At 64.6% G+C, this 26,713-nt stretch carries 25 protein-coding genes; 7 read left to right on the forward strand and 18 right to left on the reverse strand.

Annotated elements, in window-relative coordinates; all coding sequences use genetic code 11:
- Positions 1-55 precede the first annotated feature (55 nt).
- Entirely contained in the window at positions 56-658 is a 603-nt protein-coding gene (locus LB557_RS02920; protein ID WP_224641497.1) for a hypothetical protein, read from the reverse strand.
- A gap of 114 nt (positions 659-772) precedes the next feature.
- Here LB557_RS02920 and LB557_RS02925 point away from each other — a divergent pair, with 114 nt between their 5' ends.
- Positions 773-1,006 carry a DUF2093 domain-containing protein gene (locus tag LB557_RS02925; protein WP_010915490.1) on the forward strand — a complete coding sequence of 78 codons (234 nt, stop codon included), beginning with the start codon at positions 773-775 and terminating at the stop codon, positions 1,004-1,006.
- 96 nt (positions 1,007-1,102) lie between these two features.
- On the opposite strand, the gene lpxK is transcribed toward LB557_RS02925, so the two are convergent.
- From lpxK to LB557_RS02955, 6 genes are all read right to left on the reverse strand, one after another.
- On the reverse strand, positions 1,103-2,128 hold the full coding sequence (gene lpxK, locus LB557_RS02930) for a tetraacyldisaccharide 4'-kinase (protein WP_224583121.1): 1,026 nt from the start codon (positions 2,126-2,128) through the stop codon (positions 1,103-1,105).
- 1 nt (position 2,129) lies between these two features.
- Entirely contained in the window at positions 2,130-3,446 is a 1,317-nt protein-coding gene (waaA, locus tag LB557_RS02935) for a lipid IV(A) 3-deoxy-D-manno-octulosonic acid transferase (protein ID WP_224641494.1), read from the reverse strand.
- A complete protein-coding gene (locus LB557_RS02940) occupies positions 3,443-4,234 on the reverse strand; it encodes a lysophospholipid acyltransferase family protein (RefSeq protein WP_224641492.1) in 792 nt (263 codons plus the stop codon). Before LB557_RS02940 ends, waaA begins: the two co-directional genes overlap by 4 nt.
- 5 nt (positions 4,235-4,239) lie before the next feature.
- Positions 4,240-4,485: a DUF4170 domain-containing protein gene (locus tag LB557_RS02945; RefSeq protein ID WP_140661886.1), complete on the reverse strand. Its 246-nt coding sequence runs from the start codon at positions 4,483-4,485 to the stop codon at positions 4,240-4,242.
- A 76-nt stretch (positions 4,486-4,561) separates the two neighbouring features.
- On the reverse strand, positions 4,562-5,365 hold the full coding sequence (locus LB557_RS02950) for a 3'(2'),5'-bisphosphate nucleotidase CysQ (protein WP_224641490.1): 804 nt from the start codon (positions 5,363-5,365) through the stop codon (positions 4,562-4,564).
- Positions 5,352-6,695, reverse strand: coding sequence for a TldD/PmbA family protein (locus LB557_RS02955; RefSeq protein WP_140661884.1), 1,344 nt, complete (start codon positions 6,693-6,695; stop codon positions 5,352-5,354). The genes LB557_RS02950 and LB557_RS02955 overlap by 14 nt, the downstream gene beginning before the upstream one ends.
- 175 nt (positions 6,696-6,870) lie before the next feature.
- Here LB557_RS02955 and LB557_RS02960 point away from each other — a divergent pair, with 175 nt between their 5' ends.
- Complete coding sequence (locus LB557_RS02960; RefSeq protein WP_015318351.1) at positions 6,871-7,287, forward strand: VOC family protein; 417 nt, start codon at positions 6,871-6,873, stop codon at positions 7,285-7,287.
- 24 nt (positions 7,288-7,311) lie between these two features.
- Here the strand turns inward: LB557_RS02960 and epmA are convergent, their stop codons facing one another.
- Complete coding sequence (gene epmA / locus LB557_RS02965) at positions 7,312-8,358, reverse strand: EF-P lysine aminoacylase EpmA (protein WP_224641488.1); 1,047 nt, start codon at positions 8,356-8,358, stop codon at positions 7,312-7,314.
- Between the two features lie 114 nt (positions 8,359-8,472).
- Between epmA and efp the strand changes: the two genes are divergently transcribed.
- Positions 8,473-9,042, forward strand: coding sequence for an elongation factor P (gene efp / locus LB557_RS02970; protein ID WP_015318353.1), 570 nt, complete (start codon positions 8,473-8,475; stop codon positions 9,040-9,042).
- A gap of 84 nt (positions 9,043-9,126) precedes the next feature.
- Here the strand turns inward: efp and LB557_RS02975 are convergent, their stop codons facing one another.
- From LB557_RS02975 to LB557_RS02995, 5 genes are all read right to left on the reverse strand, one after another.
- Positions 9,127-9,999, reverse strand: a complete 873-nt coding sequence (locus tag LB557_RS02975) for a patatin-like phospholipase family protein (protein ID WP_140617132.1) — start codon at positions 9,997-9,999, stop codon at positions 9,127-9,129.
- Complete coding sequence (locus tag LB557_RS02980) at positions 9,996-11,393, reverse strand: M16 family metallopeptidase (protein WP_181166518.1); 1,398 nt, start codon at positions 11,391-11,393, stop codon at positions 9,996-9,998. The genes LB557_RS02975 and LB557_RS02980 overlap by 4 nt, the downstream gene beginning before the upstream one ends.
- Positions 11,394-11,395: 2 nt before the next feature.
- The gene (locus tag LB557_RS02985; RefSeq protein WP_015318356.1) at positions 11,396-12,784 is read right to left on the reverse strand and encodes a M16 family metallopeptidase; all 1,389 of its coding nucleotides are present in this window, start codon (positions 12,782-12,784) and stop codon (positions 11,396-11,398) included.
- A gap of 119 nt (positions 12,785-12,903) precedes the next feature.
- Positions 12,904-13,458, reverse strand: coding sequence for a 16S rRNA (guanine(966)-N(2))-methyltransferase RsmD (gene rsmD, locus LB557_RS02990; RefSeq protein ID WP_015318357.1), 555 nt, complete (start codon positions 13,456-13,458; stop codon positions 12,904-12,906).
- Positions 13,455-15,467 carry a pseudouridine synthase gene (locus LB557_RS02995; RefSeq protein WP_224641487.1) on the reverse strand — a complete coding sequence of 671 codons (2,013 nt, stop codon included), beginning with the start codon at positions 15,465-15,467 and terminating at the stop codon, positions 13,455-13,457. Before LB557_RS02995 ends, rsmD begins: the two co-directional genes overlap by 4 nt.
- A gap of 181 nt (positions 15,468-15,648) precedes the next feature.
- Here LB557_RS02995 and LB557_RS03000 point away from each other — a divergent pair, with 181 nt between their 5' ends.
- On the forward strand, positions 15,649-16,098 hold the full coding sequence (locus tag LB557_RS03000) for a nucleoside deaminase (RefSeq protein WP_041163474.1): 450 nt from the start codon (positions 15,649-15,651) through the stop codon (positions 16,096-16,098).
- A 34-nt stretch (positions 16,099-16,132) separates the two neighbouring features.
- On the opposite strand, the gene LB557_RS03005 is transcribed toward LB557_RS03000, so the two are convergent.
- The 3 genes from LB557_RS03005 to LB557_RS03015 all read right to left on the reverse strand — a co-directional run bounded on the left by LB557_RS03005 (position 16,133) and on the right by LB557_RS03015 (position 21,090).
- A complete protein-coding gene (locus tag LB557_RS03005; protein WP_015318360.1) occupies positions 16,133-16,804 on the reverse strand; it encodes a hypothetical protein in 672 nt (223 codons plus the stop codon).
- A 205-nt stretch (positions 16,805-17,009) separates the two neighbouring features.
- Complete coding sequence (gene ileS, locus LB557_RS03010; RefSeq protein WP_224641485.1) at positions 17,010-19,994, reverse strand: isoleucine--tRNA ligase; 2,985 nt, start codon at positions 19,992-19,994, stop codon at positions 17,010-17,012.
- A gap of 283 nt (positions 19,995-20,277) precedes the next feature.
- Positions 20,278-21,090: a MipA/OmpV family protein gene (locus LB557_RS03015; RefSeq protein ID WP_015318362.1), complete on the reverse strand. Its 813-nt coding sequence runs from the start codon at positions 21,088-21,090 to the stop codon at positions 20,278-20,280.
- Between the two features lie 188 nt (positions 21,091-21,278).
- On the opposite strand from LB557_RS03015, the gene LB557_RS03020 reads away from it, so the two are divergent.
- The gene (locus LB557_RS03020; protein ID WP_015318363.1) at positions 21,279-21,833 is read left to right on the forward strand and encodes an HdeD family acid-resistance protein; all 555 of its coding nucleotides are present in this window, start codon (positions 21,279-21,281) and stop codon (positions 21,831-21,833) included.
- A 29-nt stretch (positions 21,834-21,862) separates the two neighbouring features.
- On the opposite strand, the gene LB557_RS03025 is transcribed toward LB557_RS03020, so the two are convergent.
- Both LB557_RS03025 and LB557_RS03030 read right to left on the reverse strand, forming a co-directional pair.
- A complete protein-coding gene (locus tag LB557_RS03025; protein ID WP_224583201.1) occupies positions 21,863-22,843 on the reverse strand; it encodes a bifunctional riboflavin kinase/FAD synthetase in 981 nt (326 codons plus the stop codon).
- A gap of 6 nt (positions 22,844-22,849) precedes the next feature.
- Positions 22,850-23,710 (reverse strand): TIGR01459 family HAD-type hydrolase, encoded by an 861-nt coding sequence (locus tag LB557_RS03030; protein ID WP_224641483.1) that lies wholly within the window; start codon positions 23,708-23,710, stop codon positions 22,850-22,852.
- Between the two features lie 258 nt (positions 23,711-23,968).
- Between LB557_RS03030 and LB557_RS03035 the strand changes: the two genes are divergently transcribed.
- Both LB557_RS03035 and LB557_RS03040 read left to right on the forward strand, forming a co-directional pair.
- Positions 23,969-25,954, forward strand: coding sequence for a TadE/TadG family type IV pilus assembly protein (locus LB557_RS03035; RefSeq protein WP_224641481.1), 1,986 nt, complete (start codon positions 23,969-23,971; stop codon positions 25,952-25,954).
- A 123-nt stretch (positions 25,955-26,077) separates the two neighbouring features.
- Entirely contained in the window at positions 26,078-26,710 is a 633-nt protein-coding gene (locus LB557_RS03040) for a LysE family translocator (RefSeq protein WP_015318367.1), read from the forward strand.
- Positions 26,711-26,713: the final 3 nt, after the last annotated feature.

The following is a 26,713-nucleotide window of genomic DNA, read 5'->3' on the forward strand; positions in this document are numbered from 1 at the left end:
TGACGCATCTCGGAGAATACGTGACGGCCGCTGCTGGAAATCGCGTGATACTCGCTTAACGGAACAGCAAAAGCACGATCGTGGTGGTTGCGGCCGAGACGATGGCCGTCACGATCGATATCGTCCACAGCGACGACGGAACTGGCTCGGATCGGGGAGCATGGCCCGCTGGACGGATGGAGGCGCCGCGCGGTTGCGGCGCGTTGACATTGGCCGCGACCAGCACCGCGGCCGAAGCGACGGCCGGCGAGAATGTGGATAGGGCCGGCGGCGCCGCGAGTTTGGGGGTGCTGTCGTTGGCCGTTATCCGCGGCGGGGCTAAGCCGCGCGAAGCCTGATCGGTGTCCGTCCCTGCCCCACCCGTCGAGGCTCGTGCCAATGCATGGTGGGTGGCGGCGTCAGGTTCCATGACGGCCCGGTAGGCATCCTCGATCTCGGGGGAGGACAGGCGTTGCGAGGTTTGACCGGCCGGCCGCGGTAGCGAGCCTTGCAGCGCCTGGGCGGCGAACTGCGCCGATTGCACCATCGCGGGCGCCGCCGGCTGGACGAGCGCTTTGACCAGAGCCGCGGTCGCGGGATCGGCCATGGGCGAAGGCACCGGCCCGGGAATGAGCGCTTCTTTCAGCAAAGACGTCATACTGGCATTGGCGATGTCCATGGCGCTTCCTGACAACCATTGTGCCATACCGCAATATTATATGAGCATTGCGCCAAGCTTGACCTTGCCCACGATTTATGGCGATTGAATCCCGATGAACTCAAGTGCCGTTGCATGATGAACCGTTTCGAAGGCCCGGGCGGCAAGGAAGCCCGCATCCGCTATCTCGATGGCGATTTCCAGGTCACCAGCCCGGGCTCGTTCGTGCGCTGCGCGGTGACGGGCGAAAACATCCCGTTGGACGAGCTGAAATACTGGAGCGTCGCCAGGCAGGAACCCTACGTGAACGCCACCGCATCGCTGCGCCGCGAAATCGAGGTGCACCCGGAGTTGCGCAAACGGAGTTAAAAGCGGCTCAGTCTATGATAGAATCTGACCCGCTCTCCTTCTTTGTTTTACGCAATTCCTTACTGAAGACCGCTACGCACTTTTCCTGGAATAGCGTTAGTTTCTCAGCTTGCGCTGCCGCCAGGCATCGAGCGTTTCCTCGATAATGCGTTCGGGCACGTGATCAAGCTCGAACACCGTGTCGATTTCCAGCACGTCGAGACGGTCGAGAAAGTCCTGCGGGGCGCCGTGACGGAGCCGGGCGGCGTCCTTGGCGGTGGTGATCAGCCCAAGGCCTTCGGCGCGTGCCGTCGCGGCCAGTTCGGCAAGCTCGTCCTCGGCGTAGAAGTGATGGTCCGGAAAGGGCCTGGACAGGACCACTTCGCCGCCGGCGTCACGCACCGTGTCGAAGAACTTTTCGGGATGACCGATGCCGGCAAAGGCCAGGAACCGCTTTCCGGCAAGCCCGGCCGTGCTGCTCGGCTCCGTGTGGGCCTCGAAGATCGGCCGGCCGGCACGCGCGGCTCGGCGGACCACGGCGTCGGCGGCCGTGCCCTCGCCCATCTTCAGCAGCCCGCTGGTGAAAACCAGCTGGTCGACGATCTTGGCCCTGAGTGGACCGCCCGGGATGACGCGGCCATTGCCGATCCCGTAGCGGGCATCGACCACGACCAGCGCATAATCGATGTGGATGCGCGCGCTCTGGAAGCCGTCGTCCATAATCAGGAAATCGCAACCGTGTTTTTCCAGCAGCAGCCGGGCGCCAGCGGCACGGTTCGGCGTCACCGCCACCGGGGCATGTTCGGCCAGCAGCAGCGGTTCGTCGCCGACATGCCTGGCGCTGTCATGGCTGACATCGACGACATGCGGCTCGGCGAAGGAACCGCCGTGGCCGCGCGACAGGAACCCGGGCTTCAGATGCATGCGCTTGGCCTGTTGGGCGAGCGCGATCGCCACCGGCGTCTTGCCGGTGCCGCCGACGGTGAAATTGCCGATACACAGAACCGGCGCCTGGATCTTCTCGCGCCGGGCCCGCCGCATGCCGCGACCGGCAACCAGCGCGTAGACAGCAGACAGCGGCGACAGCGCCAGGACCTTCCAGTCCGGCTCTTCCCACCAGAATGGCGGTGCTTCGGAGGCCATTCTAGCGCCCGTTGGCGCCCTTCAGGCGCGCCTTGACCACCAGCGGCTGGATATAGGGTTCGAGCGATTTGAGCGTGCGTGCCAGTGCGCCGCGCATCTCTTCGACAGTCGCGATCCCCGCAGCCATCATCTCGTGGCGCGCCACTTCGTTGGTCAGGAGGAAATTGACGGCGCCGGCCAGCATGTCGCGGTCGCGCACCAGCTTGGCGCCGCCGCTGTCGAGCAGGCGCTGGTAGGCCTCGCGAAAATTCTGCACGTTGCGCCCGGCGAGAACGGCAGTGTCGAGCATGGCCGGCTCAAGCGGATTCTGGCCGCCTTCGGAGGTCAGCGAGCGGCCGACGAAAGCGATTTCGGTCAACCGGAGATACAAGCCCATTTCGCCGATCGTATCGCCAAGCAAGATATCGGTATCGGCCCCGATACGGTCGCCCTTGCTGCGCCGCGCGACTTTAAGGCCCATGCCGGAAATCTGCGCGGCAAGGGCTTCGGCCCGATCGGGATGGCGCGGAACGACGATCGTCAAAAGGCCCCGGTGACGCCTGTGCAGCGTCGCGTGAACTTCCGCGGCGACCACTTCCTCGCCATCATGGGTCGAGATCGCCGCCCAGGTCGGCCGATCGCCGATCTGCCGCTGCAATGTGCCAAGCGCTCGCAAGTCGACCGGCGGCGGGTTGGTGTCGACCTTGAGATTGCCCGACACCGTGACCGGCCGGGCGCCGAGCGCCCGAAAACGCTCGCCGTCGACGTCGGACTGGGCAACGACATGGGCCAGATTCTCGAACAGGGCCTCGGCGATGTTGGCCCGCTTCTTCCAAGACATGAAGGAGCGATCGGAGAGCCGGCCATTGACCAGCACCTGCGGCACGTGGCGGGCACCAAGTTCGAGGATGGTCATCGGCCATATCTCGGATTCGGCGATGATCGCCAGATCGGGTTTCCAGTGATCGAGGAAGCGGCTGACCGCCGGCTTCAGATCGAGTGGCACATATTGGTGAATGATGCGGTCGCCGAGCCGCTCGTCGACGACCTGGGCCGAGGTGACCGTACCGGTCGTCAGCACGATGTTGACGCCATAGTCGAGGATGCTTTCGACAAGCGGCACGACGGCCAAGGTCTCGCCGACGCTCGCGGCATGGATCCAGATCACCGGGCCCTCGGGGCGCGGCCGGCCGGCGACGCCGTAGCGCTCGCGGCGGCGATTGCGGTCTTCCTTGCCGCGCGAGGTGCGCCAGGCGACATAAGGCCCGACCAACGGATAGGCGGCCGCGCCGGCAAAACGGTATGCCGACAACATGGTGCGGGCCCAGCGGCCGCTCACCGCGGGCCATCCACGAGGCGGTAGGCCTCGGCGGTCGCGGCATTGAGGGCGGTGGTGATTTCCTGGCGCTTGCGTTCCATTTCGGCGTCATCGGCATCCGCCGCCACGAAGATCGGCGTGCCGATGGTCACGGCGGAGCGGCCGAAGGGCAGGTTGATGGTGGTCTTGTCCCAGCTCTTTTCCAGCACCTTGCGGCGGCTGGTGGCGATGGCGACGGGCAGCAGCGGCCGGCCGGAGAGGCGAGCCAGGAGAACGATACCGAGCCCTGCATCGCGCGGGGTACCGTGGGGAATGTCTGCGATCATGGCGACGTTCTTGCCTGATGTGAGCGACTTTTTGAGGGCGATGAGCGCCTTAGCCCCGCCCTTGTCGAGATGCCTGGCATTGTCGCGCCCACCCGAACCGCGCACCGCCTCGATGCCGAATTTCTCCAGCATCAGGGCGTTGAGCTCGGCATCGGCGCTACGCGACACCATGGCAACCAGCGGCTTGCGCTTGGGGTAATAGGCCGGCGTCAAAAGATGCTGGCCATGCCACAGAGCAATGATCCCCGGCTCGAACTCGGCATAGGCGCCGCCCGAAAAGCGCGCTGATCCGGCGACCAGGGGGCTGGTCGCGCGAACCAGCCGGACGAACTGCGCGAGCAGACTGGCAACGGCGTTCTTGACGAATCGCGACTGCGCGAGCGGTTCGCGAATCCTGCGCCAGAAGGCCTTGGTCGTGCGGCTGCGGCCCCTGCCCGTGGGCGCGGCCTCGCCGGCTGGCTCTTTCGCCAGATCATGCTCCATCGAAGTCAACCGGTGGCCTTGCTATCGGGATCCAGCAGACGGTGCAGATGAACGACGAAATAACGCATATGGGCATTGTCCACGCTGGCCTGCGCCTTGGCTTTCCACGCCGTGTGCGCGGATTGATAATCCGGATAGACGCCGACGATGTCGAGCGCATCGAGATCGCGGAACTCGGTGCCGCCAAGCTTCTTCAGTTCGCCGCCGAACACCAGATGCAAAAGCTGTTTCTTTCCGTCTTCCGCGGCCATGTCGGTCCTTCACATATCGTGAGTTTGTGACAGGTCTAGACCAAAGCCGCCGACTTTGGAACCTTCGAAAACGCTTTCAGCCATCCAGCCTGGCTATGACGTCGACCAGCACGGCCAGCAGTTCGCCGCTGCCGGCCGCGAGCGCACCGTGGCGGGTCACCTCGCCGGCATAGGACGGCGCGTGGCCATGCGGGTCGAGCAGCTGGCCACCTGCCTCGCGCAGGATGAGGTCGGCGGCGGCGATGTCCCAGTCATGCGCGTTCGGCTTGACGAAGGTGCCGTCGAGCGTGCCACTGGCGATCATCGCCAGGCGGTAGGCAAGCGAAGGGCTGTAGGGCGCCCGTTGCAGCCGCTCCTGCCAGCCGGCCGGCATCAGGTCGATCAACTGCTTCAGGCCGGAAATCTCGGGCTTGTCGCCTGGCTTGCGCACCGCAATGCGCTTGCCGTTGCGGAATGCGCCCTGGCCTGGCAGCGCGGAATAGGTCTCGTCCATCGCCGGGCATTCGAGCACGCCGGCGAGCGTGCGGCCATTCTCGACGACGGCGACGCTGACGCACCAGGCGCGCTGGCCTTCAAGGAAGCCGCGCGTACCGTCAATCGGGTCGACAACGAAGGTGCGGCGCGCCGAAAGCCGCGCCGGGTCGTCGGCCGTCTCTTCCGACAGCCAGCCATAATCCGGCCGTGCCGCAAGCAACGTCTGGCGCAGATACGCATCGGCGGCATGATCGGCTTCGCTGACCGGCGAGGTGCCGCCCTTCATCCAGACCTGCGGATTATTGCCGAAGTAGCGCATGGCGATGAGACCCGCCTCGCGGGCGGCGTCGCGCAGCAGCGGCAGGTCCAGATCGGCACCGGCGGTGGTCAGCTCATGCTCCGGCAAGGGTCATGCCTTCGATCAGGAGCGTCGGGGCGGCGGTGCCGAAATTGCGATCAAGGTCATTCGCGGGCATCATGTTGAGGAACATCGTCTTCAGGTTCGAGGCGATGGTGACTTCGGCGACCGGATAGGCAAGCGCCCCATTTTCGATCCAGAAGCCCGAAGCGCCGCGGCTGTATTCGCCGGTGAGCATGTCTACGCCCTGGCCAAACACTTCGGTGACGTAGAAGCCGCTCTTGAGCGAGCCGATCAGGTCTTCCGGCGACCTTTCGCCTGGCTCGATGGCAAGATTGGTGGAAGACGGTGAGACGGAGGAGCCGCCGCGCGTGCCGCGCCCGTTGGTGACGAGGCCGAGCTCCCGGGCCGCCGATGTCGATAGGAACCAGTGATTGAGGACGCCTTTTTCGATCATCAGGAGCTTCTCGCCCTCGACGCCTTCGCCATCGAATGGGCGCGAGGCCTGGCCACGGCGCCGCAGCGGCTCGTCGGTGACGGTGATGGCGGACGCGGCCACCTGCTTGCCCATCATGTCGCGCAGGAACGAGGTTTTTCGCGCGACGGAAGCGCCGTTGATGGCCCCGGCGATATGGCCGGCAATGCCGCGCGCGACGCGCGGGTCGAACACCACGTCGACCGATCCGGTCGCCGCCTTGCGCGCGCCAAGGCGACGCACGGCCCGTTCGCCGGCCCGGCGGCCGATATCCTCGGCCGCGTCGAGATCGGCAAAATGCTGGCGCGAGGAGAATTCGTAGTCGCGTTCCATGCCGGTGCCCTCGCCGGCGATCACGCTGGCCGAGCGCGAAAAGCGCGAGGCGACATACTGGCCGAGAAAACCGTGCGAGGTGGCCAGAACCAGCCCGCCCAGCCCGGCGCTGGCATTGCTGCCGGCCGAATTGGTTACGCCGTTGACGGCGAGAGCCGCCGCCTCGGCCGCAAGGGCCGCCTCCTTCAACTGGTCCGCCGACACTTCGGTTGCATCGAACAGGTCCAGATCGCGCGTCTGTCTGGCGAGCAGCGCGGGGTCGGCAAGACCCTGGTAGGGATCCTCGGGGGACACTTTGGCCATGGCGACGGCGCGCTCGGCAAGGGCCTTCGGATCGGACACTGCGGTGGCCGATACACTGGCCACACGCTGGCCGACGAACACCCGCAGCGAAACGTCGTCCCCCTCGGACGCCTCTGTGTTTTCGACCTTGCCAAGCCGCACCGAAACACCGGTCGAGCGGCCACGCACCGCGACGGCGTCCGCGGCATCGGCGCCAGCGCGTTTGGCGGCCTCGACCAGGGCCGCGACACGGTCCGTCAATTTCGCGGCGTCGAGCTTGTCGGTCATGCACTTGATCCTGTTTTCTTCAGCCTGTCCGGAAGGCAGGTGCTGCCGCACCATCTATTGTTCCACTGCCGCTTGTGCAATGGCCGAAGGGCAATCAGGATGTTGCGACCAAATCGCGATCGAAGCGCCCGCAAAGAGCGGACGTCGCGGTTTTTGCCTAACTGGAGCCTTCGCCATGACGCCTTTCCATCTTGCCTTTCCAGTCCGTGATCTCGATGAAACCCGAACTTTCTATGGCGAGGTGCTGGGCTGTGCGATCGGCCGCTCGTCGGCGACCTGGGTCGATTTCGACCTCTACGGCCACCAGATGTCGGCGCATTTGCGGCCGCAGGCCGCGCGAGCTGCAAGCGACGGCAAGGTCGACGGCATTTTGGTGCCGATCCCGCATTTCGGCGCTGTGCTCTTGATGGACGACTGGCAGCGTCTGGCGACGCGGCTGGAAGCGCGCGACGACATAGACTGGCTGGAGCGGCCGATGGTCCGCTTCAAGGGCGAGCCCGGCGAACAAGCGACATTGTTTATCCGGGATCCCTCGGGCAATGCCTTGGAATTCAAGGGCTTTCGCTCGCTGGAGCAGGTATTCGCGCATTGAGATCAAAGGGGCGGCAGCCCGTCTTCAAGATGCCGCGACCGGAGTCCAGATCACGTCCTCGATCTTCTGCGCGCCGGTCGCCAGCATCACCAGCCGATCGAAGCCGAGCGCGATGCCGCTGGCCTGCGGCATGATGGCCAACGCGGCGAGGAAGTCCTCGTCCAGCGGGTAGCGCTCACCATAAACGCGCTCTTTCTCGTCCATCTCGATGACGAAGCGCCGGCGTTGCTCGGCCGCGTCGGTCAGTTCGCCAAAGCCGTTGGCGAGCTCGACGCCGCAGCAATAGAGCTCGAAGCGTTCGGCAACGCGCGAATCCCTCGGGCTCGGCCGCGCCAGTGCCGCCTCGGCGACCGGGTACTCGCAAAGTATGGTCGCGCGGCCGAGGCCGAGATTGGGTTCGATCTTTTCCACCATCACGCGGCTGAACAAATCGGCCCAGCTGTCGTCAGGCGCGGTGCGCAGACCGGCCTGGATCAGAGCGGCATGCAGCGCGTCCCGGTCCGTGCCGCCGTCGGGCGCGACCGTGGCCAGCAGATCGATCCCGGCGTGGCGGCTGAAGGCGTCCGCCACGGTCAGTCGCTGCGGCTCGGAAAACGGATCGCAGTCGCGGCCCCTGAAAGAGAAGTGCGTGGCCCCTGCCCGTGTCGCGGCCAGCGCCAGCAGATCGGCGCAGTCGCGCATCAGGCTTTCATAGGTCTCGCCCACCCGATACCATTCGAGCATGGTGAATTCGGGATGATGCAAGGGACCGCGCTCGCGGTTGCGGTAGACGGCCCCCAGGCTGAAAATGCGCTGCTCCCCCGCCGCAAGCAGTTTCTTGCAGGCGAATTCCGGCGAGGTGTGGAGATAAAGCGGCGAGCGGGCGCCATCCGGCCCGACCGCTTCGGTGGCGAAGGCCGCCAGATGCGCCTCGTTGCCGGGCGAGACCTGCAGCGCCGCCGTCTCCACCTCGATGAAGTCGTTGCGGGCGAACCAGTCGCGCAAGGCAGCCGTCATCCCGTTGCGCAGCATCAGGCGCGGACGGCGGTCGGCATGGACATGCGGCGTCCACCAGGGCGACGCGGCGGTCATCAGCGCGCTTCGGTTCGCCGAGGGGGCTGGCGGTTCGCGCCAAGATGCGCTAGGCCCCCATCCAGCGCCGCGCAAGCCGGCAAACGCCAGTCAACTCTCGTAGGATTTAAAACCGTGGTGAAAGTCATCGCCAGTTCGCTCCGCAAAGGCAATGTCGTCGACAAGGACGGCAAGCTTTATGTGATCCTCTTTGCCGAAAACATCCACCCAGGCAAGGGCACGCCCGTGACGCAGCTCGATATGCGCCGCATCGGCGACGGGGTGAAGGTGTCGGAGCGCTACCGCACCACCGAACAGGTGGAGCGCGCCTATGTCGAGGAGCGCGAGCACACTTTCCTTTACGCCGATGGCGAAGGCTATCACTTCATGAACCCGGAAACCTACGACCAGGTGGCGGTGTCGGAAGCCGTGGTCGGCGACGCGGCGCCCTATCTGAAGGAAGGCATGCCGGTGCAGGTGTCACAGTTCAACGGCATCGCTATCGCCTTGGTGCTGCCGCAGCGCGCCACCTTCGAAGTGGTCGAGACCGAGCCGACGACCAAGGGCCAGACGGCATCGTCTTCCTACAAGCCGGCCGTGCTTTCCAACGGTGTGCGCACCACCGTGCCGCCGCACATCGCGCCCGGCACCCGCGTCGTGGTGATGACGGCGGACGGATCCTATGTGGAGCGGGCGAAGGACTGAGCGAAGCGGAGGCATTGTTGCCGCCTCGGCATTGATGCCCCGCCGACACGGCACAAAGTAGCCTCGCAGTCTCGCTGACCGCGATCACGACCTGGCTGGTGTTCTTGTCCTTTTTGCTTCGACCTTGGCGGAACGCCGTTCAATTGCGACCTCCACCTCCCGCTTCAGCCGATCCTTGATTTCAACCGTCTCGCTCATCAGGGCCTCGATCTTCAGGAAATCGAGGACGCGGTATTTCGATACCGCTGGGCGGACCAGTATGTCGGGCTGGCACTGTTTCAGCTTGTTGGCGATGATCGACTGCATCATCAATTGCGTGGCGCCGAACATCAGGTCGACGGAGGTCGGCTGCTTGCGGTCGGCCTCTTCCGGCGCGCCAACCACGTCGACGCCGATGATGATATCGGCATCCTTCTCGATCAGGTCGAAGGGCACGGGGTTGTAGATGCCGCCGTCGATCAGCAGCCTGCCGTCGCGCGTCACCGGACGGAAGACGGCAGGAATGGCGGCAGAGGCAGCAAGGGCGGAATGCAGGTCGCCATCGTCGAACACGGCGAGCTTGTGGCCGAAATAGTCGGTTGCTGTCACCTTCAGCGGGATTTTCAATCCGGCGAAGGATTCGGGAATAGCCTCGGGCAGAAACGCCTTCAGGATGCGCTCGACATTGAACTGGCTGACGCGGATGCCATTTTGCATGGCTTCCGCGATCGTGCCCGGCCGCGCCCGCCACATGCGGCTCGCCACCTCGGCGCGGCGGCCGAGGATCGAGCGGGCATAGTCGTGGATATCCTTGCCGGTCATGCCCGAGGCCATGCCGGCGCCCATGATGGCGCCGATCGACGAGCCGGCTATCGCCACCGGCTTGATGCCGAGCTCGTCCAGCGCCTCGATGACATGGATATGCGCCAGACCGCGCGCGCCGCCACCGCCGAACGCTATGCCGAAAGTGGGGCTCATCCCTTGCCGGCTCCCGCCAGCGGCGGCCCGACCACCATGATGGTCGGCTCGGTCGTCAGCAGCTTCTTCGCCGCCGCCTTGACCTGATCGATCGTCACCGCGTTGATATAGCCGGCCCGGCGCTGCATGTAGTCGATGCCGAGATCGTCAATCTGCAGCTCGACAAGCGTGGCGGCGATGGAACTCGACGAATCCAGATTGCTGATCGCATAGGCGCCGATCAGATATTTCTTGGTCGCCGCCAGTTCGGCCTCAGTCGGGCCATCCTCGGCCAGGCGCTTGGCGACGTCGCGCACGATAGCGAGCGTCTCGGCCGCGCGATCGGAGCGCGTCCCAGTGGTGACGATCAGCGCATTGGCATGGTCCTGGTTTACCAGAGAGGAATTGACGCTGTAGGCGAGCCCGCGCTTTTCGCGGACCTCCTGGAACAGGCGCGAGGTGAAAGTTCCACCGCCGAGGATCTCATTCATCAGCACCGCCGGGAAGAAATCCGTCGCCTTGCGCTTCACGCCCGGCCAGGCGAGCTGCAGCGATGTCTGCGGCAGGTCGTAATTGACCTCGATATGCTGGGCCAGCTTGGGCTCGATATCGGCTACAGGAGCGAGCGCCTGGTCCCGCGGCAAGTCGCCGAACACCATGTCGAGCTTCTTCTTCAGGGTCTCGGGGTCGATGGCCCCGACCACGGCGACATGCAAGCCGCCGCGCGCGAACACCGCCTTGTGCAGGGCCTCGAGATCGGCCTGCGTGACGGCGGCGATGCTCTGCCTGGTGCCCTGGTCGGAACGCGAATAAGGGTGGTCGCCATAGACGGCGCGCGCCCACCGGTTCTGCGCCACCGTGTCGGGATCGTTCTCGTTGGCGATGATGCCGGACAGGACCTGCGCGCGGATGCGGTCGATCGGCGCCTGGTCGAAGCGCGGCTCATTGACCGCCAGACGCAACAGGTCGAAGGCTTCGTCGCGCTGTTCGGCCAGCATGCGCATGGAACCGTAGATGCCATCGCGGGTCTCGTCGAAGCTCATTTCGGCCCCGGCATCATCGAGCTTGATCTGGAAGGCTTCCGAGTCGAGCGGGCCGGCACCCTCGTCGAACAGGCCGGTCATCAGGTTGGCGAGACCTTCCTTCCCCACAGGATCCTGCGTCGAGCCGCCGCCGAAGACGAAGCGGACGGCGACCACCGGCACGGAATAGTCCTCGACCAGCCAAGCCGTGACGCCTTTCGAGGAGGTAACGGACTGGATCTCCATGGCGCGGGCGGCAAGCGCCGGCAGAACCAGGAAGAGGACGGAGAGGAAGAAGGTTGCGAGGGCGTGGAGGGCCTTCCCTTCTCGCGCGAGGGGAGAAGGGGGAGCCTGGCGGGGAGACGTCAACGCGCCGCTAAACTGGTTCGTCATCATCAATTCCCCGCCTGTTGCTGCGGCAAGAGATAGCCGGTCGTCGAGCGGGCCAATACCAGATAGCGCGCGGCAACGGCCTTGACCTCGTCGGTGGTGACCTTGCGGATGCGGTCCGGCCATTGCTGCACATCCTGGACGTTGCCGCCGGTGGCAAGCGTCGAGCCATAGATGTTGGCCATGGAATCCTGCTTGTCGCGAGCAAAGATCATCGACCTGACATAGCGGTCCTTGGCTTTTTCGAGCTCGTCCGGGGTGACGCCGTCGCTGGCGATGCGCGCCACTTCCGCATCGACCGCGGCTTCGACGTCGGCCAGCTTGGCGTCACCGCGCGGCGCGCCGTAGACAGTGAAATTGGTGTCGTCGAGCATGGTGCCCTGGAAGTACGCACCGGCGCCGGAAGCAATGCCCTGCTTGACGACAAGGGCCTGGTAAAGCCGGCTGCGGTTGCCGCCGCCGAGAATCTCGGCCAGCAGGTCGAGCGCCTCGGCCTCGCCCGGCTTGGCGGTATGGTAGGATGGCACCACCCATTGCGTCGAGAAACTCGGCACGCTGACGCGAGCATCGGAAAGCGTGACCGTGCGCCTGGTGTTCTGCTCCGGCTCGACCGGGCGGACGCGCGGCGGCAGGTCCGGCCCGCGCGCCACCTTGCCATAGGTCTTCTCGGCCAGCGCCTTCACCGTGTCCGGTTCGACATCGCCGGTCACGATCAGCACGACGTTGTTGGGCCGGTAGTATTTGTTGTAGAACGCCACCGCGTCGGTGCGGTTCAGCTGCTCCATCTCCTGCATCCAGCCGATGACTGGGATGCGATAGGGCTGGTTCTGCCATAGCGTGGCATCGACCTCTTCGTCGAGCACGGCCTGCGGATTGTTGTCGATGCGCGAGCGGCGCTCCTCCAGGATGACATCGCGCTCGGTCTTGATGACGTCATCGGTGAGGATGAGGTTGCGCATGCGGTCGGCTTCGAAGCTCATCATCAGCTCGAGCGCCGACGGTGCCACCGTCTCATGGAATGCGGTGTAGTCGTAGGAGGTGAAGGCGTTGTTGGAGCCGCCAATGTCGGAGACGGCGCGGTCGAACTCGCCGGCCGCGTGGTGGGCCGTGGCCTTGAACATCAGATGCTCGAAGAAATGGGCGATGCCGGATTTGCCCGGCGGCTCGTCGGCGCTGCCGATCTTGTACCAGACCATGTGGGTGACGATCGGCGCGCGGTGATCGGGAATGACGACCACTTCCATGCCGTTGTCGAGCAGGAAGTCCGTGACCTTGAACTCGGCCGGCACTGTGCTTGGCAATACGGGGCCGTCCGCCAGGACGGGGGCGGTCATGAACAATGCCAGCGACGTCGCCAGCAGCGTGGCCCGAAGCCATTCAGTCCTTGATGTCATCGATGGCTCCGGTTTCATGCAGCGACGATAGGCAAGGCGCTGGCGACAAGCAAAGTGAATTGTTGGTCATGTTGCCGGCAAAGGCGGCGGCAAAGAGGCCACGGCTGAAAGCAGGCCTCTCAGGCAGCTTCGATGAAGCGGATCACGGTCTCGCCATAGTTGCGCTCATCAAGCACGGAAAAGCCCGGGCCTGGCTCGAAGGGAACCACCGCCGTCTCCTCGACCACACAGAGTGCGCCTGGCCGCAGCCAGCCGCCGGCCTGGGCCGACCGCAGGGCTAGCTCGCCAAGGCCCTTGCCATAGGGCGGATCGGCAAAGACCAGGCCGAACGGCGCCAGCGTGCCCGCCTCGCCAAGGCCGGTTGCGTCGCGGCGGAAGATCTTGGTGCGTCCGGTCAGGCCGAAGGCTTCGACATTGTCGCGGATCAGACCACGGCCCTCGGCCGATTCCTCGATGAAGACGCCATAGGATGCCCCGCGCGACAGGGCTTCCAGGCCAAGCGCGCCGGTGCCAGCGAACAGGTCGAGCACGCGCGCGCCGTCCAGTTGCCCGGCAAAGCGATGCGCCAGAACGTTGAAGACGGCCTCGCGGGTGCGATCGGTCGTCGGGCGGATGGCGCTGCTGCGGGGCGTCGCCAGCGGACGCCCGCGAAACTCACCGCCGACGATTCTCATCTTGTCCGGGGGCCCTTGGGGCCGCCGCGCGGCCGCTCGCCGCCACCGGCGCCTCCTGGACGCTCGCCACGCGGCTTGCCGAACGGTTTCGCGCCACCTGGCTTGCCGGCGGGCTTGCCATAAGACGGCTTGAACGAGGCCTTGCGTGCCTTGTTCTCGGCCGTCTTGGCCGCATCGGCCTCCGCCCTGCCCTTGCCGATCGGCCGGGCTCCCGGCGCCATCCAGACATTGGCCTTGCGCTGGCCGGGCGGCTCGATCGGCCGTTGCTCGCGCTCGGGTTTCTTGCCGCCGCCGCGAGGCTTGTCACCGAATCCACCGCGCGGCTTGTCGCCAAAACTTCCACGCGGCTTATCGCCAAAGCCACCGCGCTCCGGTCGCGGACCGCGATCGCCGAAGCTCTTTTCTGGTCTCTCACCCCTGTCGGGGCTCGTCGACAGTTTGCCGAGCGCCTCGTCGCGGCTGCCTTCCCGGCGTTTGCGGTTCTTGATCAGCCCGCCCTCGCCGATCGGCCGGCGCTCGCCATCTCGCGTAAACTTCGGCCGTTCGGGCTCGACCTCACGCACTTCGGTGCGCCGCACCGGCTGGTTGGAAAACGGTTTTGTTATCTCGGCCTCGAAATTGGCGCCGGATTCCTCGACCAGGCGCTCGCCGAGCTGGTCGCGCAGCACCCGGCCCTTGATCTCCAGAACATGGCCCTCGGCGAGGTCCTCGAGCTGGAACGGACCGTAGGAGATGCGGATCAGCCGCGTGACGTCGAGGCCGAGCGCGCCGAGGATGTTCTTGACCTCACGGTTCTTGCCCTCGCGCAGACCGATCGTCAGCCAGGCGTTGGAGCCCTGCTCGCGATCCAAGCTGGCTTCGATGGCGCCGTAGAAGACGCCGTCGACGGCAATGCCCTGGCGCAGGCCGGCGAGCGCGCTTTCCTCGACCTTGCCATGAACGCGCACGCGGTAGCGGCGCAACCAGCCAGTGGCCGGCAGTTCGAGTACGCGCGACAGGCCGCCATCATTGGTCAGCAGCAGCAGGCCTTCGGTGTTGATATCGAGGCGGCCGATGGTCATCAGCCGCGGCAGTTCGGCCGGCAGCACGTCGAAGACGGTCTTGCGGCCTTCCGGATCGCGGTTGGTGGTGACGACGCCGGCCGGCTTGTGGAACAGGAACAGGCGCGTGCGTTCGATCGGCGGGATTTCCATGCCATCGAGATGGATGATGTCATTGGGCATGACGTTGAACGCCGGCGAAGCCAGCACCTTGCCATTGACCTTGACGCGGCCGGCGGCGATCAACTCCTCGGCGTCGCGGCGCGAGGCGAGCCCGGCGCGTGCCAGCCGCTTGGCGATGCGCTCGCCGGCTTCTTCCGTTGCTTCGGCAGGCCGCGAGCGCGGCTTGAAGCCGCCGCCAGACGCGCCTTGCGGCCGATCACCGAAATCACGCTTGGGTCTGTCGCCGCCAAAGTCACGCTTTGGACGGTCAGCGAAATCCCGCTTCGGACGATCTCCGAAATCACGCTTGGGACGGTCGAAGCGCTTTTCACCGCCCTCCGCCGAAGTAGAGACCGGACGGTCGCCACGCGGCGCGTAGGGCTTGCGTGGTCCCTCGCGCTTCTCATAGGGCTTGCGTTCGCCTTCGGCTGCCATCGGGCGGTCGCCGCGCGGCGCGTAGGGCTTGCGTGGTCCCTCCCGCTTTTCATAAGGCTTGCGCTCGCCTTCGGCCGCCATCGGGCGGTCGCCACGCGGCGCATAGGGCTTGCGCGGGCCTTCGCGCTTTTCATAAGGCTTGCCTTCGGGGCGCGGTCCCTTGCTGAATGGCCTGTCGCCGCCCTTGAAGTCCCGCTTCGGCCGGTCGCCGTCGGCGGCCATCGGCCGATCGCCACGTGGCGCATAAGGTTTTTTCGCAGCAAAGGACGGCTTCCCGCCCTTGCCGGCATCGCGGCCACGTGCACCTGCCGATTTCGGGCCACTCCTGCCCGGGCCGGCTTTGCGCGGAGATTTCTTGTCGTTGTCGTCCATGTGGCCTTTGTCCGTTTGCGCTGCTACAGCGTGGCGCATCCGTTCGGCGCGCAACGAACGCTGTAGCACTTTTGATTTGGCGCATGATCATTTCCGAAAATCGAGTCCGATTTTTCGGGTTGATGCGCTCCATAACAGGATCACCGCCGGGTGGCGAGGATATAATGGGAAGACAAACCCCTTGAAGAGGCCGGATTTCATGGCCCTGGCCCTAAAAGAGGCCGAAGCGGCAGCCTTGCGTGGCGAAGTGCCGGTCGGCGCGGTCATCGCCAATGGCGGCGCGGTTATTGCCAGTGCAGGCAACCGCACGCGCGAGCTTGCGGACCCGACGGCCCATGCCGAGATGCTGGTGATCCGTGAAGCCTGCGGCAAACTCTCGAGCGAGCGGCTCACCGGCCACGATCTCTATGTCACGCTGGAGCCCTGCGCCATGTGCGCCGGGGCAATTTCCTTCGCCAGGCTGCGCCGTCTCTATTTTGGCGCGGCCGACGAAAAGGGCGGCGCCGTCGTCAACGGCGTGCGCTTCTTCGCCTCTCCGACCTGCCACCACACGCCCGACATCTATCCGGGCATGGCCGAGACCGAAGCAGGCCTGCTGCTGAAGGATTTTTTCAGGGGACGTCGAGACTGAGCCAAGGCCGCCGCAAGACCTGGGCGACTTGTTCTTACTGCAACCAGTCGAACCAGCCGCCCTTCTTGCCCTCGGCCTTTGCCTTGAGAGCGCGTTCTTTCTTGTACTCGTCTTCGCCGAGTTCGTTCTGCGGCGCGGCATCGGAGGCGACACGGTAGGCCAATGGCGGCTCGCTGAGGTATTTACGCGTGTTCGGATCGCCCTGCTTGCTCTCGGCAAGGCGGCGTTGGATCTCGGCGGCGCGGCCCTTGTCGGAATCGGCGGGTTTCCACGCCGGCGGGTGGCTGGATCCTGATTCCTCCATCGCCCTTTTCACCGAAGCCGGATCCGTCTGCACGTCATCGACGATCTCCGACTGGTAGGCCGGATCATTCTGGTGTGCGGTGGCGTCGGCGCGCAGGCGCGCGCGGCGCTGCTCGGGCGATTCGGGCCAACCGGCGTTTGCCGTCTGGATGCTTTCCTGCGGGGCAGGCAGCGCTTCCTTCTGGCCAGGTGCCGGCTTCACCAGGGTGGGACGTGGCTTGTAGTCGATCGGGTCCTTGCGCTTCGGCGCGAAGGAAACGGCGCCTGTAAGATCGCCGGCCAGCTGCTCGGCGGCGGTCTTGTCGGTGCCGTAGGTCGGAGAGCCCATGCAGCCGGACAAAGCGAGGCCCGATGCGACAAGCGGCGCCAGCAGCGCAAGGCGCGCGTTATATCTTTCGGTCATGCCAAAAAGTCCCACTCTAGACAACCTCTCGATCGCACCGGCCTTGTGTCCGGTCCCCATCGTGCAAGCACTTGCGACGGAAATCCGGCGACAATTTGTCTTCCGGAGTTTCGCGTGTTTACCTCAACCACTCGTTAAGGGCAACGCACGGGCGGGTTTGCACCCGCGCGGCGTGGCATTTGTGCACTTCTTTGGGCGACAGGCACTAGAGCCTTCCCAGCGCTTTCAATTCGTGCAGCACCGCGGCATCCCGTGCCGAAACATCCGGGAACTCGGGATCCTGCCCGACATCGGCGGTGTAGCGCCAGGAACGCGCGCATTTGACCAGGCCGCGATCCTGCGCTTTCTCGACGACCACGGCAACGCCCTTGACATCATCGAGGGCGAAGGCGGTTCGCGGCGCCTCGCCATGGGCAATGACGAGATCGCTGGTGATGGCCATTTCAGCCATGTCGACGTCCGATATCGCCGCCTCGAGCGCCGCATCGTTGATCGTGACCACGGGGACAGCCTCCAGCGAGGAGCCGATCACCTTCTGGGCACGCGCAATCTCAAGCGCGCCGGTGACGACGCGGCGCACCTGCCTGACCTTGCGCCATTTCTCCGCCAGCGCCTCGTTCCTCCAACCCGCCGGGATTTGCGGGAACTGGTCGAGATGCACCGACATCGCATCGGGATGACGCTCGAGCCACGCCTCCTCCATGGTGAAGGGCAGCATCGGCGCCAGCCATTTCACCAGGCAATCGAAGAGATGGCGCACCACCTGGACCGAGGCCTTGCGCTTCACGCTCGACGGGCCGTCGCAGTAGAGCGCGTCCTTGCGGATATCGAAATAGAAGGCCGACAGCTCGACCACCATGAAATCGAGCAGTGCGCGCGTGATGCGCTTGAACTCGAAGGCGTCGTAGCCCTGGCGTACCACCTCGTCGAGTTCGGCCAGCCGGTGCAGCATCAGCCGCTCAAGCTCCGGCATCGTCTCCAGGGGAACGACCTCACCATCGTCATGGGCGAGCGTGCCCAGCATCCAGCGTATGGTGTTGCGCAGCTTGCGATAGGCGTCGATGTTGGTCTGCAGCACGTTCTTGCCGAGGCGCTGGTCTTCCCAATAGTCGGTCGTCACCACCCAGAGCCGCAGGATATCGGCGCCGGACTGCTTGATCACATCCTGCGGCACGACCGTGTTGCCGAGCGATTTCGACATCTTGCGCCCATCCTCGTCCATGGTGAAGCCATGGGTGACGACGGTGTCGTAAGGCGCCCTGCCCCTGGTGCCGCAACTTTCGAGCAGCGAGGAGTGGAACCAGCCGCGATGCTGGTCGGAGCCTTCGAGATAGACGTCGGCCGGCCACTTCAGGTCGGGCCGGTCTTCCAAGGTGAAGACATGTGTCGAGCCCGAATCGAACCAGACGTCGAGAATGTCCATCACCTGCTTCCATTTGGAGGCATCGTGATTGCCGAGGAAGCGCTCCTTGGCGCCGGGCGCGAACCAGGCGTCGGCGCCTTCCGCCTCGAAGGCGTCCATGATGCGGCGGTTGACGGCCTCATCCTTCAGCACATTGCCATCCTCGTCGGCGAAGACGGCGATCGGCACGCCCCAGGCGCGCTGGCGCGACAGCACCCAGTCCGGGCGCTCCTCGATCATGGCGCGAATGCGGTTCTGGCCGGCGGCCGGGACAAAGCGCGTCTCGTCGATGGCCTTCAGCGCGCGGCCCCGCAGCGTGGTGTCGTCGCCGAGGTCCTTGTCCATGTAGACGAACCATTGCGGCGTGTTGCGGAAGATGACCGGCTTCTTCGAACGCCATGAATGCGGGTAGCTGTGCTTCAGCCGGCCGCGCGCGAACAGCGCATTGCGCTTGATCAGCTCATCGATGACCGCCTGGTTGGCGTTGCCCTTCTTGCCATTGTCGTCGATCACGCGCGCTGCTCCGCCTTCGCGGTCAGGGCCGAGGCCCGGCGCGTCCTTGGTGAAGAAGCCGGCATCGTCGACGGTGAACGGGATTTCGGTGTCGATGCCACGTTGGCGCAGCGCGGGCGCGGCGTCCATCCAGGCATCAAAGTCCTCCCGGCCATGGCCGGGAGCGGTGTGCACGAAGCCGGTGCCGGCATCGTCGGTGACATGGTCGCCGGCAATCATCGCAACCGGGAATTCATAGCCGCCACCGAGGCCCTTGAAGGGATGCGAAAGCACAAGATTTCCAAGCTGTTCGGCGCTGATGCCGTGAAGACGCTTCAAGATGACCTTGGCCTTGGCCTGGCTTTCCTCTGCCAGCGCATCGGCAAAGATCAGCTTCTCGCCTGGCTGCGGGCCAAACGCATTCTCGGCCGCCGTCACTTCGTAGAGGCCATAGGCGACACGCGGCGAATAGCTGACGGCACGATTGCCCGGGAGGGTCCACGGCGTCGTCGTCCAGATGACGACATGAGCATCCAGCAGGTCAAGCGACCGGCCGCTCAGGTCCGGATCGAGCTCCGCCGGCTGCCCGTCCACGACACTGGCGACGACGAGATTGGCCACCGGAAACTTCGCCCAGATCGTGTCGGACTCGTAATCCTGGTACTCGATCTCGGCCTCGGCGAGCGCAGTCCGCTCGACGACGCTCCACATCACCGGCTTGGAACCACGGTAGAGCTGGCCGGACATGGCGAACTTCAACAATTCACCGGCGATGCGCGACTCGGCGTGGAAGGCCATGGTCGTATAAGGGTTCTTGAAGTCGCCGATGACACCGAGACGCTGGAACTCTCCACCCTGCACCGAGATCCAGTGCGCGGCGAATTCACGGCATTCCTGGCGGAATTCGTTGACCGGCACCTCGTCCTTGTTCTTGCCCTTGGCGCGGTATTGTTCCTCGATCTTCCATTCGATCGGCAGGCCGTGACAGTCCCAGCCGGGCACATAGTTCGAGTCGTAGCCGCGCATCTGGAATGAGCGGGTGATGACGTCCTTGAGGATCTTGTTCAGCGCGTGGCCGATATGGATGTTGCCGTTGGCGTAGGGCGGACCGTCATGCAGCACGTATTTTGTGCGCCCCGCCGCGCTCTCGCGCAGCTTGCGGTAGAGGTCCATGTCCTGCCAGCGCTTGACCAGCACCGGCTCCTTCTCGGGCAGGCCGGCGCGCATCGGAAACTCCGTCTGCGGCAGATAAAGGGTCTTCGAATAGTCGATCGTCGATTGGGTTTCGTCGGTCATTGGTCTGCCATGTGCATGCCGGGCCACGTGGCTTGCGGCGTGAAACTCTATTTTACACGCATGCCGTTCCCAAAAAGGGGCCCACTCGGGGCGACATGCTTTGATGATCTGGAAAAGCGCGAGAGGCCGCGCGCAATATTCCCGGCGGCTCCTACAGCCTTCAGGCTGCTGGGAACACCGGGCTGGTAATTCGTATCGTCGGCGCGTGAAGGCGCAAAAAGCTCGTCATTGCTGGGCTTTTAGCGGAGAAGAGCGCAGGAATAAAGCGTCTCGTTCGATTCGCTTACATCTTGAAGTCGAAGCGGTAGGTGGTCGACACGCCGACCATGAACTGGTTGCGGTCGCCACGCTCCCTGACCAGGCTGGAATCGGCGGCCGGACCCTCCAAGCGCGAATATTCGCCAAACAGGCTGGCAGTCATCGGATCGGTCACCTTCCAGGTCACCGCGCCACCGAGGCCGACGGATTTCAGGCCGCCGCCGGGATTGTACTGGCTCAGGCCCGAGGCCACGGCTTCCTGCGCGTTGACACCGTAATAGGCATCGAAATAGTTCGCCGAGGCGAACGACACGCGCGGGCCACCCGAGATCCTGACGGTTGGCGTCAGGTCGTAGAAAGCATCAGCGGCGATGTCGGCGACAAAGCCGTTATGGGCTCGGATGCCATGCCGCAATTCCGCGCGCGCGCGCATCCAGTCCGTCGGATAGAATTCGAAGAAGCCGCCGACCTCGCCGCCCCAGCGGACCGGGTCGAGCCCCCTGAGCTCGTCGGCATCGCCGTCGTCGCGCGAGAACAGGAACTTGCCGGTCAGGCCTGCACGGACGCCGCCGTCGTCGACAAGCGCCAGCGAAATATTGTCGTTGCGTGAGGTGAAGCGAGCCGCAGGGCCGGCCTTGCCCAGCGAAATGATGGGCTGGGCGCTCAGCATGTATTTCTTGCCGCCTTCGAAATTGGGCGCCACCAGGCCGGTCGCGCCGACCGTCAGATACCAGTCGCCGGACAGCCAGCCGAAAGCGCCATCACCGGCTTCGGCCGCGCCTGACATGGCGAGCACGACAGTAGCCACGGCTACAGAAATCTTCCCGACCTGACTCATGGTCACTCCACTAACACGATACAACTGCCCTGCGGCGACAGCTTTGACGAGGCTTTGGTAAAATTTGATTTAAGGGCGAGACATCCAGCGCGCATTGCCTGCACCATCGCGCCCGCCATCGGCTGGACGCGGGTCGGCGCCGAGGGTAACCTCCCTGCATGCTGGGGGTCCTCTATGGAGGTGGCGACATGACCTTGCACGGCGATACTCTGAAGAACGCGATCGGCCGGACGCGTGACAAATGGGGATGGTTCGTCGGTCTGGGCGTGGTGCTGCTGATCCTCGGCGGTGTAGCCTTCGGCAATCTGTTCATCGCCACGGTGGCTTCCGTCTACGTTGTCGGATGGCTGATGCTGGTGGCCGGCATCATCGAGATCATGCATGCTTTCGGGGTCAAGACCTGGGGCCGCTTCTTCTACTGGCTGCTCAGCGGACTGCTTTATGCGGTCGCAGGGTTCTTCGCTTTCGACAATCCGCTGCTCGCCTCGGCGGTGCTGACCTTCCTGCTGGCCATCGCGCTCGTAGCTTCCGGCGCGCTGCGGGCCTGGGTCGGCTACAGCCACCGTCCGGAGCGCGGCTGGGGCTGGATTGTCGCGGCGGGCGTCATCAGCGTGCTCGCGGGCCTGATCATCGCCATGGGCTGGCCGGTCAACAGCCTGTGGGTGCTCGGACTGTTCCTGGCGATCGACCTGATCTTCCAGGGCTGGACCTTCATCGCCGTCGGCCTTGCGTTGAAGAAATAGGAACTCGTTTCCCCTTTCGGGATCATGCTTCAGAACGCCACCGCGGCGTCCAGGCCGGAGAGCGGCTTGACGCCGCCAAGCAGCGCGCGGGCCTCGGCTTCATCGCGCTTCATCTGCACGACCAATGCGTCGAGCCCGTCGAACTTGATCTCGCTGCGCAGGAAGCCGAAGAACGACACCTCGCAAGTCTCGCCATAGAGATCGCCGGAAAAATCGAAGACGAAGGTTTCCAGGAGCGGCGCGCCATTGTCGTCGACGGTCGGGCGGCGGCCAAAGCTGGCGACGCCGTCGTGCAGCGTACCGTCCGCGCGACGGAAGCGGACGGCGTAGATCCCTTCCTTGAGCGTGGCTTCCGCCGGAAGCCTCATATTGGCTGTGGGAAAGCCGAGCGTTCGCCCGAGTTGCTGGCCGCCGACAACCTCGCTTTCCACCGTAAAGCGATAGCCAAGCAGACCGGCGGCCTCGGCCACCTCGCCCTTGCAAAGCAAGGCACGGATGCGGCTCGACGAAACCACCTCGGCGCCTTCGTCGCGAAAGGCGTCGACGAGGGTAACACCGAAGCCGTGGCGCTCGCCGGCAGCCATCAGATAAGCCGGCCCGCCCTGGCGGTCCTTGCCGAAATGGAAATCGAAACCGGTCACGGCGTGGGTAATGCCCAGCGCCCTCTCCAGCACATCGGTGACGAAGGCTTCCGCCGACAGCGAGGCGAAGTCGCGCGTGAAGGGCTGCTCGACGAGCGCGGCAAAGCCCAGCAGCGACAGGAGGCGCGCCTTCATCGGCGGCGGCGTCAGCACGAAAAGCGGCAGATCAGGCCTGAAAACCGTTCGCGGGTGCGGTTCGAAGGTCAGCACCAGGGCCGGTACGCCACGCCGCACGGCCTCCGCCAATGCCCGTTCGAGCACGGATTGATGGCCGCGGTGGACGCCATCGAAATTGCCGATCGCGACCACGCCCCCTCGCAGATCGGCGGGCAGCGGCGCGGTTGTCGTAAGATGCTGGAACGCCACCATTGCCACCTACTGCAGTCTTGCGATCACGGCCACCGGACGATAGCCGTGCCGCTCCAGGAAGAGCCCGAGCTTTGCCGGATCCGGCCGGGATGGATCGCCATAGTCGCGGGCATGAATGCCGCCAGAGACATAGAGGACGTCGAAACCATTGTCGGCAGCGCCCTTGACGTCGGTCATCATGCCGTCGCCGATTGCCAGTATTCGCGAACGCTCAACCGACCGGCCGAGGACCTCGGCCACCTCCTTCATCGCGACCTCGTAAATCGGCGCGTAGGGTTTTCCGGCGATCAGCGTGCGACCGCCGAGCTGCGCGTAGTCGCGCGCGAGCGCGCCGGCGCACCAGATCATCCGTTCGCCGCGTTCCACCATGATATCGGGATTGGCGCAGATGAACGGCAGATTCCTGGCGCGCAACCGGCGCAGCAGTTCCGTATAGTCATCGGGTTTTTCGACCTCGTCGTCGAACAGCCCGGTGCACACGACGCCGGTGGCCTCGAACTCCTCGACGAGTTCGACATCGAGGCCGTCATAAAGGGTCAGATCGCGGTCGGCGCCGATGTGGAAGACCTTGCGCGGGCCTTCCGCGATCAGATCACGGGTCACGTCGCCCGAGGTCACCACACGGTCATAGGCTGATGGCGGGACGCCGATCACGCTCATCTGCGCCACGACATCGGCGCGGCGGCGCGGCGAATTGGTGATCAGAACGACAGGAGTGCCGTCCGCCCTTGCCGCTGCCAGCGCAGCCGCGGCAGCCGGAAAATGCCATTCGCCATTGTGCACCACCCCCCAGACATCGCAAAGAATTGCCGAATAGGCTTTCGAGACGTCTTCGAGCGAGCCGACGATTTCAGGCGAATCCGCCATGCCGTTTCCTTCAGTATGATCGTTGCGGTTACAGCGGCCGACGGTTCCCCGCGGCCGGTTCGAATTATCCGAACCGGCCCATGCTGTCACCAGCTTTCGCCTTGATCGGCGCGAATTGCGGCGCAAGCCGCGGCCTTGATTGGTTAGCGGTTGGTGAAGCGCCGACCAAGCAATAGAGCGGTTTCCCAAACCCGTCCTTCAGCGTTTTGTGGAAAGCTGGCGCCGGCCGAGAATCCGTCGGCGGGGGCCGCTGCAAGCATGTTTGAAATCTGGCGTCAGTTCCGCCGCGACAGGCGCGGCAACTATGCTCTCATGACGGCTGTGGCGATGGTGCCGCTGATGGGCGGCCTGGCGATCGCGGTCGATTTCACGGAAATGAACCGTGAAAAGCAGATGGTGATGAACGCGCTCGACGCCGCCAACTTCGCCACGGCCCGCCGGCTGACGGAAGGCGCCACCGACGATCAGCTGAGAGCCTACGCGCTCGACTTTTTCAACGCCAATTTGAACGACATCGATCCCGCCAGCGCGACGCTCAACGTCACCTTGCCGAGCAACACCAGCGGCGGCGGCCTGCTGACCATGACCGCCCAACTTAATTACAAACCCTATTTCTACCCCGCCTTCGCCCAGTTCGTCGGCAAATCGGCGACCGATGCCAACCAGAGGCTCAGCTTCAACGTCACCTCGCAAGTACGGCTGAAGAACACGCTGGAGGTTGCCTTGGTGCTCGACAATTCCGGATCGATGGTCACGCCCGGCACCGGCTCAGGACAAAAGCGCATCGATCTGCTCAAAACAGCGGCCAAGCAACTGGTCGACACGCTTGCCCAGCAGGCCGCGATGATCAAGCAGGTCGACAGGCCGGTGCAATTCGGCCTCGTGCCCTTTGCCGCCTCCGTCAATGTCGGCCCCGGCAACGGCAACGCCTCGTGGATGGACACCGAGGGTCTGTCGCCGGTATCGAACGAGAATTTCGACTGGTCGACGCTGAACGGCGCCAACAAATACGCCCAGCAGACCAACGGCATCTGGTACAAGCGCGGCACCGGCTGGGGAACCGAGGAAGGCCAGATGCTGACCCGGTTTTCGCTTTATCGCGACATGAAGGTCGTCACCAACCACGAGCGTATCGTCAATAGCAAGCGCGTGGTCTGCGACGCATACAATTCGAACAACACCTGCAAAAGCAGCCACAACGAATATGACTATGTCGATTCCTACGGTCCGTTCGCCAGTTGGCAAGGCTGCGTCGAGGCACGGCCCTACCCTTACAATGTCAACGACGCCACGCCGTCCGGTGGCTCGGCCAACACCGGCATCGGCGTCGGCGATCCGGCAACGATGTTCGTGCCGATGTTCGCGCCCGACGAACCCGGCAATCACTGGAAACTCACCCAGGACCCCGACGAGGCCGCACCGGTAACTTATGGTGCCATCAACAGCTGGTGGAACGACGATCCATCAAGCAGCAGCGGCCAATCGCGGCTGCGCAACATGGCCAAATATTTCCAGCCGCGGCCGATCGATGCGCCGGCACTGCCTGCCGGCAACGGGCCGAATTACAGCTGCACCACCAACCCGATCACGCCGCTGACCGATGTCAGCGTCGCCGACGGGCTCACCTCGATCAAGGCGGCGATCGACCTGATGCAGCCGAATGGCGGCACCAATGTTCCCGAGGGCATGGCCTGGGGCTGGCGGGTGGTCTCGAGCGGAGAGCCGTTCACGCAAGGGCGCCCGGAAGCCGAAAGAGGCAACGACAAGGTGGTGATCGTGCTGACCGACGGCGCCAACACCTATTATACGCCATCCTCGCTGGGCTATTCCGACCCCGCCAATTCGAAATCGACCTACGCCTCCTTCGGCTACCTCAACCCCGGCTACAACGGCACCTCGGTCGGACGCCTGTTCATGGGCACATCGAGCGCCATCGGTCAGTTCGACTATTCGAACGGCAACTACACCAATGCCCTCAACGAGCAGATGGCCACGCTCTGCAACAACGCCAAGGCAGCCAACATCATGGTGATGACGGTGGCGCTCGACCTATCGACGACCAAGGCCAGCGACAAGCTGGCGATCGATGCGCTGAAATCCTGCTCGTCGAATTCACGCTTCCGCAAGGATGCGACGGATCCGAGCAAACCGGCGAAGCTGTTCTGGAATGCGACCGGCGCCAGCCTGGCAAACGATTTCAAGGAAATCGGCAACGAGCTGTCGAACCTGCGCGTCGTCGGCTAACCCGAGTTCGTTCCCTGGCGCAACGCCCGGCGCCGTCAAGCCCTTGCGGGCGCCTGCGGTGACAGGCACAGATTGGCCGCTCGCATGGTCTCTCATCCATCGCGGCAGGCTGGGGAACGAACAATGCCCGATACCGCCAACCATCTCGCCTTCGCGCTGGTCTGCCTCGGCATGGTGCTGACGCCGGGTCCGAACATGATCTATCTGATCTCGCGCTCACTGTCGCAAGGGCCGAAGGCCGGATTGATCTCGCTTGGCGGCGTTGCGGTCGGATTCCTGTTCTACGTGCTGTCGGCCGCGTTCGGCATCACGGCGCTGCTGATCGCGGTGCCCTATGCCTATGACGTGCTGCGCTTTGCCGGCGTACTCTACCTCTTGTGGCTGGCCTGGCAGGCCGTGAAACCGGGCGGACGCTCGCCATTCCAGGTGCGCGATCTGCCGAAGGACCGGCCGCGCAAGCTGTTCGCCATGGGATTGATGACCAATCTGCTCAATCCCAAGGTGGCCGTTCTCTATCTGTCGCTGCTGCCGCAGTTCATCAGCCCCGGCAAGGGCCATGTCCTGTCGCAGCTTCTGGTGCTGGGCGCGACGCAGATATCGATCAGCCTCAGCGTCAACGCCGTCATCGCGCTGACGGCCGGCTCGATCGCCACCTTCCTCGCCGGACGCCCGCTGTGGCTGGTCATCCAGCGCTGGATGATGGGAACCGTGCTGACGGCGCTGGCGCTGAAGATGGCGACCGACGCGCAGCGCTGAAGC

This window comes from Mesorhizobium sp. BR115XR7A (assembly GCF_020165315.1).
Classification (GTDB): domain Bacteria; phylum Pseudomonadota; class Alphaproteobacteria; order Rhizobiales; family Rhizobiaceae; genus Mesorhizobium; species Mesorhizobium australicum.